Here is a 10,515-nt window from a genome sequence, read left to right on the forward strand (position 1 = left end):
ACGACGACTTCGTCTCCGTCACCACCTCGAACCCGGTGGACCTCCTGAACCGCCACCTGTACGAGGCGGGCGACCGCGACCGACACAAGGTCGTCGGCTTCGGCGGCCGACTCGACTCGGCGCGCTTCCGCTACGTCCTCAGCCAGCGCTTCGACGTGCCCGTGAAGAACGTCGAGGCGACCATCCTCGGCGAACACGGCGACGCGCAGGTGCCCGTGTTCTCGAAGGTCCGCGTCGACGGCGCGGACCCCGAGTTCACCGCCGACGAACGCGAGGAGATTCTCTCGGACCTGCAGGAGTCCGCGATGGACGTCATCTCCCGGAAGGGGGCGACCCAGTGGGGGCCCGCGACGGGCGTCGCCCACATGGTCGAGGCCATCCTGAACGACACGGGCGAAGTCCTGCCGGGGTCGCTCGCACTCGACGGCGAGTACGGCTACGAGGACACCGCGTTCGGCGTCCCGGTCAAACTCGGCTCCGACGGCATCGAGGAAGTCGTCGAGTGGGACCTGGACGACTACGAACGGGACCTGATGGACGACGCCGCGGAGAAGCTCCGCGACCAGTACGACAAAATCGCGTAAGCCGGAACGTGCGCCGTCAGTCGCGGCGGCGCACCGCAGATACGGAGACACCTCACTTTTGCGCACGACGGTCCGACACGGAGCCGCGGCCACGAGACGCTCCCTGCCTCATCGGAAGGGTGACGCGGGCCGCCCGAACTCGCTTCTCCCTCCGTCTCCCGTCCGCGCCCGCGCGGCGACTCAGTCGGTGACGACGCTCGCCGCCGCCGGAATCGCGTCCGCGACGCCGCCCGCGACGCCGTAGCACGCCAACGCGTGGGCCCGCGGGTTGTGGTCGGCGACGCCGTCCTCCTCGACGAGGAACCGGTCGCCCTTCGAGAGGTACAGGAGGGCCCGACGCAGGAGACAGCGCTCGAAGACGTCGCCCGTCGAGGCGACTCGGTACGCGCGCTGGACCGCCCGCCGTTTCGTCTCGAACAGCAGTCCACCGGGGACGGACGACTCCTCCGCCACCCGTTCGACCGCCGCCCGTCCGGTGTCGAACCCCGCGAACTCGGCGACGGCCTCGGCGAGGCGCACCGTCTCCAGTCCGTGCAGGCCGTCCTGATGCGCCCAGTCGGCGTCGTCGAGGCTGTTCTCGCCCGGTCGGAGCGTCAGCACCCGGTTCAGCGCCGTCGCCCGCGGCGGCGGCGACGCGGCGTCTTCGGCGACGCGCCGGGCGCGGTACCACTCGTGGTCGTGCGACGCGCCGGCCGTCCGGTCGCGGTACGTCTCGCGGGCCGACGCGAGGTCCAGCGACGCCGCGTCGTCCAGCGTGCTCCGGAAGGTTCGGTAGAACTGCCGGGCGTCGCTCAGGTAGCGAACCGACCGCTCGTGGTTCCGGACGGCGCGCGCGAGCGCTCGTTCGCGGACCGCCTCGTCCAGTTCCGCCAGTTCGTCGCGGTCCACCTCGGCGTTCCCGCCGGCGACCATCGCCACGTGGAGCCACGACTCCACGAGTTCGACCCACGCCACGGCCGTCGCCGGGTCGTCGCCCGCGTAGCGAATCGTCTCGCGCAGGTCGGCGATGCCGGGTGCGGGACCGACGGTCGCGGGCGAGTCGTCGCCGCCGACGCGCACGTCGTCCAGTGCGGCCGCCGCGGCACCGAACGTCTCCGCGACGTACGTGACGTGATACCGCACTTCGTTCACGGTGTCGAACGTCGGTGGCGTCCGTCCGTCGAGGAACTCGCGGGCCGAGTCGAGGTAGCCGGGGTCGACGGAGAGTCTGGTGTCCTCGAACGCGCCGGCCTCCGCGGCGCGTTCGACAATCGGCGCGCCCCGGTCGAGGAGGCTTCGGAGGTGTCCGACGGCGGCGTCGCGGTGCGACTCGCGGACGTGCGCCACGTCGCTGTACGCCGCGCCGTTCGGCGACGGGAGTGCGGACGTGCCGACGGCGGCGCACCCGGCGAGGGCGGCGACGCCGGCGACGGCGCCGCCGCGGAGGAGGGACCGGCGCGAGAGGGAGGGACCGTTCACGCGAGACGATTGTCAGGTTCGGACTAAATATCTTCTACCCGGTGGCCGACGCGCGGGCGCGTCCCCGTCAGAGAATCAGTCGGCCGGTAACTCCGCGTCGCTCGGGGTTAACGGCCCGTTACCCGTCCGATATGCTGCGCGTAGTTAGGCGTGCGCACGCCCTCGTCGGGAACCATGAGCGCAGACGTGTACCGGTACGACGTGGGGGACGGCGTCGCCCTGTTCGACCTCACGGAGTTCGAAGCCAGCGGCGGCGTCCTCCTCGAAGAGTTCTTCGAGACGGTCCAGAACGTCCTCTCGCGGCCCGACGTGAGCGCGTCGGTGTTCGTGTTGAGCGAGTCGGGCGGCATCAGCAAGTGGTTCTTCGAGCGCTTCGACTCGCTGGCCGCCCGCATGGAGTCGCTCGGCGTCTCGCGCGCCGCCTTCGTCGGGCCGCCGGCGAAACAGGTGGCGCTCCGGGGGCGTCTCCGCGGGACGAACGTCGTCGTCGAGACGCCGGAGACGCCGCAGGAGGCGGTGGACTGGGCGCGCGCCTGAAAAAGAGCGATTCGGCGTCGGTTCGGAGCCGATTCGGAACCGACTCGGAACCGATTCGGGCGGTTCGGCGTCGGTTCGGGGTTGACGCGTCCGTCTCGGTGTCGGTGGTGTCGTCACCGGCGGCGTCGTCACCGGAGCCGTCGTCACCGGCGCGTCGTCGTTCTCGGTGGCCTCCTCGCGCGTTATCTCGTACTGGAAGCCGATGGTGTTCTCCGGCGTCACTCGGAGCGTCCACTCGCCGGCGGCCGGTTCGGCGACGCGGTAGACGAACTCGGAGTGACCGCCGCTGACGGCGTACTCGCCGTCGGTCCGGCGCGCGGCGACCGTTCGCCGCTCAGGTCGACGGACCCGCTGTCGGTGACGCGGACGCGTTCGGCCTCGACGACGTCGCCGTCGGGCCCGACGAACTCGACGTCGAAGCCGGCCTCTTCGGCGTCCGTCGCGCCGTAGTAGCGGTTCGGCGACAGCGTGAGCGTCAGGTTCTCCGTCTCCTCGCTCACCGCGAAGTGCGTCTCGAACGCCTGCGAGGGCTGCTTCCAGACGACGAAGTTGGCGCGGACGCGCTGCCAGTGGGTGTCGCCCTCGGGGCGGTTCGGGTCCTTCAGGCCGAGGTTTATCTCGGCGTCGTACCGGCCGCGGTCGGCCTCCTCGGGCGGGGAGACGGTTATCGAGACGGTGGCCGTCTCACCGGCGGCGACCTGATTCGGGCTGTCGATGTCTATCCAGGAGGGGTTGATCTGGTTCGGACAGTGACCGCTGCAGCGCCGGCGTTCGGTCTTCACCTCGGGGCTCAGCGGCACGGCGCTGTCGCCGGTGTTCTCGACGACGAGTTCGCGGGTGAAGCTCTCGCCGGCTTCGACCTGTCCGTGGACGTAGGTGTCCGAGCGAATCGTCACCGTCGGTTCGCGCCACACCTCGGCCGAGACGTGGGCGGCGTGGAGCGGTCTGGGCGGCCGACCGGGGTACGTCACCGTCTCGTCGGTGAACGCGACCAGCCCGCGGTAGTTCGCGGTTTCGGCGTCCGCGGGAATCTCGACCGTGACGGCGTACTCGGCCGTCTCGCCGGGGTCGATGCTGGACGGTCCGTCGATGGACACCCACTCGTCTTCCAGCGGGAACTCCGTCATCGGTCCGGCGAACAGGTGCGGGTCGACCGTGACGGCCTCGGACTCGCCGTTCTTCACGGTGACCGTGTATTCGAGGCTCTCGCCGGGCTTGGCGTCCCGATAGCTGTCGTCGGTGTCGATGTAGAGGCGGGTGTAGTTGGCTCGCGCTTCCTCTCGGGCGTTCTCGGTCGCAGTCGCGTTCGCGGCGGGGTTCGCTTCGCTCGCGTCGCCGGCCGGGGTGACGGCGGCCGCCGCCGGGAGCGCGCTCAGCACGACAAGTGCGACCAGTAGCAGGTTGAGTCGTCGTTTCATGGATGCCGTAGCCACGGCTCGTCGTCTCGGCCAAGCGGTGGAGGGCTTGGAGCGGGCGGAGCGGGGGCTACGTTCGGAGACATGTCGGTTCGTATTAAATATCTTCTGTCACGTCCGTCGGGGATTCGTCGCTACCACCCGCTCCCGCGCTTCACTCGCCGCCCGACAGTCGCCGCTGGAGTTCCGCCGCCGTCTTCTCGCCGACGCCGGGCACGTCCGTCAGGTCCGCCGTCGTCGCCGCCCGCACGTTCTCGACGCTGCCGAACCGCCGCAGGAGGGCGCGCCGCGTCTTCTCGCCGATACCGGGCACGTCGTCCAGCACGGTCCGCACGTCGTCGCGGAGCGTCTGGTGGTACTGGACGGCGAAGCGGTGCGCCTCGTCGCGGACGCGTTGCAGGACGTGCAGGTGCGGGGCGTCCGACGGCCAGTCGTACACGCCGTCGGGCGTGATCACCAGTTCCTCGTCTTTCGCGAGGGCGACGGCGGGGACGTCCCAGCCGACTTCGCTCAGGGCGTCCGTCGCCGCCCGGAGTTGCCCGTCGCCGCCGTCGACGAGCAGGAGGTCCGGGTCCGGCCTGTCGTCGCGCCCCTCGACGGCGCGTTCGGCGCGCCAGCGAATCACGCCCGCATGTTGTCGTAGTCGTCGTTGCGCTCGGGCAGTTTCTTCCGGCGGTAGTCGGCCTTCTCGGCGTCGCCCTCGACGAAGCAGACGTCGCTGCCGACGACGGCCTTCCCCTGCGCGTGGCTCACGTCGAACCCCTCGATGCGCGCGGGTCGAGCGATGCCGAGTCGCTCCCCGAGTGCGGCGAGGCCGTCGTCCCGCGTCGGCCCGCGGCGGGCGTTCTTCAGCGCCAAGTCGACCAGTTTCGCCTCCCGGCCCGCGCCGGGGACGCCGACGCGCACGCCCTCGACGTTCAGCCACTCCACCACGTCGTCGTCGTCCGGCCGTTCCGACAGGAGGACGGCGTCGGGCAACTCCCGTTCGGCGTAGTACTGGGTCAGAAACGCCGACAGGACGGCCGCCGACCGCTCGCCGCCCTCGGGCGCGTCGAGGCGGTGGCGCGACCGGTCGACGAGTTGGCCGCGTTCGCTGTGCAGGCGCGCGACGGTGGCCGCGTCGCCCTCGATGGCGACGCCGAGAACGTCCACCGCGCGTTCGTCCGACTGCGACGCGACGGCTTCCTCGCCCGCGCCGTGGAACGACTCGACTGCTTCGAGTCTGTCGCGGGTGTTCGCCGCGCGCTCGAAGTTCTCCGCCTGCGCCGCCGCCTCCATCTCCCGCCGGAGGGGGTCCGCCAGCACGCCCGTCTCGCCCTCGAAGAACCGCACGACGCTCTCCACGTCGTCGCGGTACGCGTCCTCGGAGATTTCGCCCGTGCAGGGGGCGGTACACAGCCCCATCTCGTAGTCGAGACAGGGTCGGTCCCGGTTGGCGTACTTGTGGTCCGTACACCCGCGGACGCCGTACGTCTCGCGGAGCGCCTTCACCACCGTCTCGACGCGCCCCTTGTCGGTGTACGGGCCGAACACGTCGCGCCCTCCTCGGGGTCGCGCGTCACCTCGATTCGGGGGACGGCGTGGTCGGTGAGTTGGACCAGCGGGTAGGACTTGTCGTCCTTCAGGCGGACGTTGTACCGGGGTTGGTGTCGCTTGACGAGGTTCGCTTCGAGGAGGAGTGCCTGCGTCTCCGTGTCCGTGACGGCGAAGTCGATGGCCCCCGCGCGTTCGACCATCTGCCGGATGCGTTCGCCCCGCGGGTCGGCGTAGGACCTGACCCGCGCGCGGATGTCGACGGCCTTCCCGACGTAGAGGACGGTGTCGCCGTCGAGGAACTGGTAGACGCCGGGGCCCGTCGGCAGGTCGGCCGCGCGTTCGCGAACGTCGCTCGCGTCCATCACACGGGGTACTGGCCCGACGGGCTTGAGGCTGACGCGCGGCGGTCAGCAGTCGTCGTCTCGCTCGGGGGAGACGGCGCGACGCGCGGCCGAGGGGCGCAACTCGCCGTCGAACGCCTCGACGTCGCTCGCCAGACTGGTCTCGAACGCGCACGCGGCGCACTCGGCGGACCGTCCCAGTTCGGTCACGCCGTACCGGTCGTCACCGGTTCGGTCCACCAGTCCGCCGGCCACCAGTTTCGGCAGGTGGACGTGGCCGAGCGAGATGGCCACCTCGTTCACGGCCGTCTCGCTCGCCGCCTCGGCGTCCCGGCCGTCTCGCTCGCCGCCTCGGCGTCCCGGCCGTCCCGACGAACTGCGATTCGCCGCGCGAGTTCCTCTCTGACGAGCGGGGTCTCTGCGTCGATTAGGGCCCCGAGCGCCAGACGCCGTCGCTCGGACGACAGCAGTTCGTACAGCGTATTCAAGGCTTCCGTCCCCATCTCTATGGTGTCAACTGAACTAGTAGTAGATAACGTTTACTCACGACGAATCTCCGTTTGACACCCGAAGACAGGTCCCGTCGGTAGCTACAAACGTCCGCTGACCGAGGCGACGGTATGAGCGACTCGGACACCGACGCGGCGGAGACGGTTCGCTGTTGGCTGGTCGAACGGACGTACACCGACCGCGGCCTCATCGACCTCGTGTACGCGACGCCGGACGGCGGGCGCGTGCGGCGCAAGCAGATATCCGCGACCATCATGCGCCAACGCGACGTGGAGACCACCGCCGCGACGGCGGTGGCGGCGTCGGACCTCGAACCAGTCGACGACGAGGCGACGCGCGACCGCTACCGGGAGGAGGTCGAACGCGTCCGGGCGGCGCACGCGCCCGACGACGAACTCTGACCGACCGCACCGCCGGCCGGCGGGTCGTCAGTCTCAGGCTTGATTCTCGCACCAAACACTTTATCCCGGAACCTGACTACCCACGCCCATGGCCGCCATCGAACTCGACGCGGTGACAAAGCGGTTCGAGGAGGGTGGGAGACTCTCACGCCTCGTCGACGCCGCCCGGGACGCCGAGCGTTCCGACGACGTTACCGCGGTCAGGGACCTCTCGCTGACGGTCGAGGAAGGCGAAGTGTTCGGTTTCCTCGGTCCGAACGGAGCGGGGAAGTCCACGACCATCAACATGCTCCTCGACTTCGTTCGCCCGACGGCAGGAACGATACGCGTCCTCGGTTTCGACGCCCACGACCAGAGCGTCGAGGTCCGCGCTCGAACCGGTGTCCTCCCCGAAGGATTCGACGTGTACGACCGCCTCACCGGCCGCGAACACGTGGCGTTCGCCGCCGAGTCGAAGGGACTCGACGACGCCGACGCGGCGGTCGAAACCGCCCTCGACCGGGTCGGACTCGCCGACGCCGCCGGCCGGAAGGCCGGGGGCTACTCGAAGGGGATGCGCCAACGCCTCGCCCTCGCGATGGCTCTCGTCGGCGACCCGGACCTCCTCGTCCTCGACGAACCCTCCAGCGGACTCGACCCCGCGGGGGCCAAGGAGATGCGCGACATCGTCGCCGAGGAGGCCGAACGCGGCACGACGGTGTTCTTCTCCAGCCACATCCTCGAACAGGTCGAGGCGGTCTGTGACCGCGTCGGCATCATGCGCGAGGGCGAACTCGTCGCCGTCGACACCATCGATAGCCTGCGCGCGAAGTCCGACGCCGACTCGACGCTCTCGGTCAGCGTCGCGGGCGACGTCGCCGCCGTCGACGCCGACGCTCTGACCGCTCTCGACGGCGTCCACTCAGTCGCCGTCGAGGCCGAAGACGACGCACTCGTCGTCTCCTGCGCCGGCGACGCCAAGACGGCCGTCATCGCCGAACTGGAGTCGCAGGGGCTAGAGGTGACCGACTTCGAGACCCGCGAGGCGTCGCTGGAGGACCTGTTCCTCTCGTACACCGGTCACGACGCGGCCGAGGACGACGCGGCCGACGAGTCGGACGACGAGGCGGAGGTGCGCGCATGACGTGGCAAGCGGTCGCCCGCAAGGAGTTCGACGACGCGATTCGCTCGCGGTGGCTCCACGGCGCGACGGCCTTCTTCGTCCTGTTCGTCGGCGGCGCGGCGCTCTTGGCGTTCGGCTTCCTTCTGCCCGCCGAACTGAAGGACGCCTCGAACCTGTTCGGCTTCTTCGTCGACCTCGGCATCTTCAGCCTCTCGTTCCCCGGACTGCTCGCCCTCGTCCTCGGCTTCATCGCCCTCTCGACGTCGTACGGGTCGATAACCGAGGAGCGAGAGACGGGGACGATAAAGCTCGCCCTGTCGCTGCCGAACTCCCGCCGCGACCTCGTGGTCGGGAAACTGCTCGGCCGCGGCGCCGTCGTCGTCGCCGCCCTCCTCGCGGGCTTTCTGGTCGCGTTCGTCGTCCTCGTGGCCACCGGGACGGGCATCGGCTACGGCTCGTTCGTCCCGATGGTCGCGCTGACGGCGCTCCTGGCCATCGCGTTCGTCTCCGTCGGCCTCGGCATCTCCGCCGTCGCCGACTCGAACCGCGAGGCGACGCTGGCGACGCTGGGACTGTACCTCATCTTCGGCATCCTCTGGAAGCCCATCGCCGAGGGCATCCCGAAGCTCGTCAACTACGCGTTCGAGCAGGCCGGCGCCGGCGCACTGGAGAACGTCACGCGGGTGAAGATAGGGCTGTTCCTGAAGTACCTCAACCCGCTCCGGACGTACGAGACGCTGACGGCGCAGGTGTACTACGGCCCCGCCCGCGCCCGCCTCGTCGGGGCGACGACGGGCGAGCAGATAGTCATCTCGCCGGTCCTCGAGGCGGGCGTGCCGGCGTACCTCTCCGGCGGCGCGATGATGACCATCCTGCTGGCGTGGATTATCGTCCCCACCGTCGTCGGCTACTACGTCTTCCAGCGCGAGGACCTCTGAGCGGGCGGCCGTCTCGTCTCGTCGGTTATCGTCCTCGAACCGCCGAGCGAACGCGTCGTCGTCGCTCCGGCCCATCGTCGCCCCGACTCGCCGTCGCCGCTCACGCCGGCGGGTAGTCGATTCCCTTCTCCGCCAGCAACGCGGCGAACTCGTCCTCGTCCAGCACCGGCACGTCGTTCGCGTCGGCGTCGTCGCGCTTGGACTGCCCGGGGTCCTCGCCGGCGACGAGGTAGTCGGTGTTACCGGAGACGCTGGACGTGGCGTTCGCGCCGTGGGACTGTACGAGTTCCTGCGCCTCGCTCCGCGTCACCGACAGCGACCCGGTGAAGACGAACGTGAGGCCGTCGAGTTCGTCGCCGCCCGCCGTCGCCTCCGTCTCGGGTTCGACGCCGAGCGACCGCAGTTCCGCGACGGCCTCGCGGTTCCGTTCGTTGGCGAAGAACTCGCGAATCCGCTCGGCGACGGTCGGCCCCACGTCGTCGACGGCCTCCAGTTCCTCCGTGGAGGCGTCCATCACGGCGTCGAGCGTACCGACGCGCGGGCGAGGTTGCGCGCAGTCGCCCCGCCGACGTCGGGGACGCCGAGGCCGACGAGGAAGTTCGACAGCGAGGGCGACGTCGCCGCCTCTATCTCGCGCACGAGGTTGTCCGCGCTCGTCTCGCCCCAGCCCTCCAGTTCCGCGAGTTCGTCGCGTTCGAGGCGGTAGAGGTCCGGCAGGCGCTCGACGAGGCCGGCGTCGACCAACTGCTCGACGCGTTCGCCGCCGAGGCCCTCGATGTCGAGTGCGCCCCGCATCGCGTAGTGGTCGACGGCGCGCACCAGTTGCGCCTCGCAGGTCAGCCCGCCGGTACAGAACGCCAGCGGTCCCTCACGGTCGACCGGACTGCCGCAGACCGGGCACGCGTCGGGGAAGTCGAACGTCCCCGCCGAACGCTTCTCGACCACCTCCTCCACGTCGGGGATGACGTCGCCCGCGCGCTTGATTCGCACCTCGTCGCCGACGTTCACGCCCAGTCGCTCGATTTCGTCGGGGTTGTGTAGCGACGCCCGCGAGACGGTGACGCCGCCCACGTCGACGGGTTCCAACAGGGCGACGGGGGTGAGCCGACCCGTCCGCCCCACCTGCACCACCACGTCCGTCACCGTCGTCACCTCCGACCGGGCGGGGAACTTGTAGGCGAACGCCCACCGGACCGACCGACTCGTCTCGCCCAGTCGCTCGCGGTGGTCCCGCCGGTCCACCTTGACGACGGTGCCGTCTATCTCGTAGTTCAGGTCCTCCCGGTCGGCCATCAGGTCGTCGCGGTAGGCGACGGCGTCGTCGATGGTGTCGGCGGACGCCACGCGGTCGTTCGTCCGCAACCCCCACGTTTCCAGTCGAGACAGCGTCTCCGTCTGCGTGTCGGGCACCTCGCTGGCGTCGAGGACGTCGTAGAAGAAGCAGTCCAGCGGTCGCTCGGCGGTCACCGACGGGTCCAACTGCCTGAGGGTGCCGACGGCGGCGTTGCGCGGGTTGGCGAACGCGTCCTCGCCCGCCTCGGTTCGCTCGCGGTTCAACTCCCGGAACGCGTCCTTCGGCATGTACACCTCGCCGCGGACGGCGAGAAAGTCCGGGTGGTCGCCGCGGAGTCGCAGGGGGACCGAACGGATGGTCCGCACCTGTCGGGTCACGTCGTCGCCGCGTTCGCCGTCG

The 10,515-nt window shown here is 70.1% G+C and carries 8 protein-coding genes and 3 pseudogenes; 5 read left to right on the forward strand and 6 right to left on the reverse strand.

Annotation, left to right across the window (positions count from 1 at the left end):
• Positions 1 to 584, forward strand: a pseudogene (locus GJ632_RS14435) (malate dehydrogenase); the annotation flags it as partial.
• 180 nt (positions 585 to 764) lie between these two features.
• Here the strand turns inward: GJ632_RS14435 and GJ632_RS14440 are convergent.
• Positions 765 to 2,042, reverse strand: coding sequence for a hypothetical protein (locus GJ632_RS14440; protein ID WP_197428011.1), 1,278 nt, complete (start codon positions 2,040 to 2,042; stop codon positions 765 to 767).
• Positions 2,043 to 2,216: 174 nt separating this feature from the next.
• Here GJ632_RS14440 and GJ632_RS14445 point away from each other — a divergent pair, with 174 nt between their 5' ends.
• Positions 2,217 to 2,579 (forward strand): hypothetical protein, encoded by a 363-nt coding sequence (locus GJ632_RS14445; RefSeq protein WP_089803792.1) that lies wholly within the window; start codon positions 2,217 to 2,219, stop codon positions 2,577 to 2,579.
• 218 nt (positions 2,580 to 2,797) lie between these two features.
• Here GJ632_RS14445 and GJ632_RS14450 read toward each other — a convergent pair whose 3' ends face one another.
• From GJ632_RS14450 to GJ632_RS14465, 4 genes and pseudogenes are all read right to left on the reverse strand, one after another.
• On the reverse strand, positions 2,798 to 4,012 hold the full coding sequence (locus GJ632_RS14450) for a hypothetical protein (protein ID WP_231751580.1): 1,215 nt from the start codon (positions 4,010 to 4,012) through the stop codon (positions 2,798 to 2,800).
• Between the two features lie 136 nt (positions 4,013 to 4,148).
• Positions 4,149 to 5,892: pseudogene (locus GJ632_RS14455) on the reverse strand (excinuclease ABC subunit C).
• A 45-nt stretch (positions 5,893 to 5,937) separates the two neighbouring features.
• Positions 5,938 to 6,174: a hypothetical protein gene (locus GJ632_RS14460; protein ID WP_197428012.1), complete on the reverse strand. Its 237-nt coding sequence runs from the start codon at positions 6,172 to 6,174 to the stop codon at positions 5,938 to 5,940.
• Positions 6,171 to 6,374, reverse strand: coding sequence for a hypothetical protein (locus tag GJ632_RS14465; RefSeq protein WP_191453335.1), 204 nt, complete (start codon positions 6,372 to 6,374; stop codon positions 6,171 to 6,173). The genes GJ632_RS14460 and GJ632_RS14465 overlap by 4 nt, the downstream gene beginning before the upstream one ends.
• Before the next feature lie 117 nt (positions 6,375 to 6,491).
• On the opposite strand from GJ632_RS14465, the gene GJ632_RS14470 reads away from it, so the two are divergent.
• The 3 genes from GJ632_RS14470 to GJ632_RS14480 all read left to right on the forward strand — a co-directional run bounded on the left by GJ632_RS14470 (position 6,492) and on the right by GJ632_RS14480 (position 8,822).
• Positions 6,492 to 6,782, forward strand: coding sequence for a hypothetical protein (locus tag GJ632_RS14470; RefSeq protein WP_191453336.1), 291 nt, complete (start codon positions 6,492 to 6,494; stop codon positions 6,780 to 6,782).
• A gap of 88 nt (positions 6,783 to 6,870) precedes the next feature.
• On the forward strand, positions 6,871 to 7,905 hold the full coding sequence (locus GJ632_RS14475; RefSeq protein ID WP_191453337.1) for an ABC transporter ATP-binding protein: 1,035 nt from the start codon (positions 6,871 to 6,873) through the stop codon (positions 7,903 to 7,905).
• Complete coding sequence (locus tag GJ632_RS14480; protein WP_191453338.1) at positions 7,902 to 8,822, forward strand: ABC transporter permease; 921 nt, start codon at positions 7,902 to 7,904, stop codon at positions 8,820 to 8,822. Before GJ632_RS14475 ends, GJ632_RS14480 begins: the two co-directional genes overlap by 4 nt.
• Positions 8,823 to 8,922: 100 nt before the next feature.
• On the opposite strand, the pseudogene ligA reads toward GJ632_RS14480, so the two are convergent.
• Positions 8,923 to 10,515, reverse strand: a pseudogene (ligA, locus tag GJ632_RS14485) (NAD-dependent DNA ligase LigA); the annotation flags it as partial.

Source organism: Halogeometricum sp. CBA1124, from assembly GCF_009741955.1.
Taxonomy (GTDB): domain Archaea; phylum Halobacteriota; class Halobacteria; order Halobacteriales; family Haloferacaceae; genus Halogeometricum; species Halogeometricum rufum.

What these genes read in the sequence shown, in the direction of transcription:
- GJ632_RS14445 (WP_089803792.1), top strand. Translation starts at nt 2,217, where the DNA reads ATGAGCGCAGACGTGTACCGGTACGACGTGGGGGACGGCGTCGCCCTG.
- GJ632_RS14465 (WP_191453335.1), bottom strand. Translation starts at nt 6,374, where the DNA reads ATGGGGACGGAAGCCTTGAATACGCTGTACGAACTGCTGTCGTCCGAG.
- GJ632_RS14470 (WP_191453336.1), top strand. Translation starts at nt 6,492, where the DNA reads ATGAGCGACTCGGACACCGACGCGGCGGAGACGGTTCGCTGTTGGCTG.
- GJ632_RS14475 (WP_191453337.1), top strand. Translation starts at nt 6,871, where the DNA reads ATGGCCGCCATCGAACTCGACGCGGTGACAAAGCGGTTCGAGGAGGGT.
- GJ632_RS14480 (WP_191453338.1), top strand. Translation starts at nt 7,902, where the DNA reads ATGACGTGGCAAGCGGTCGCCCGCAAGGAGTTCGACGACGCGATTCGC.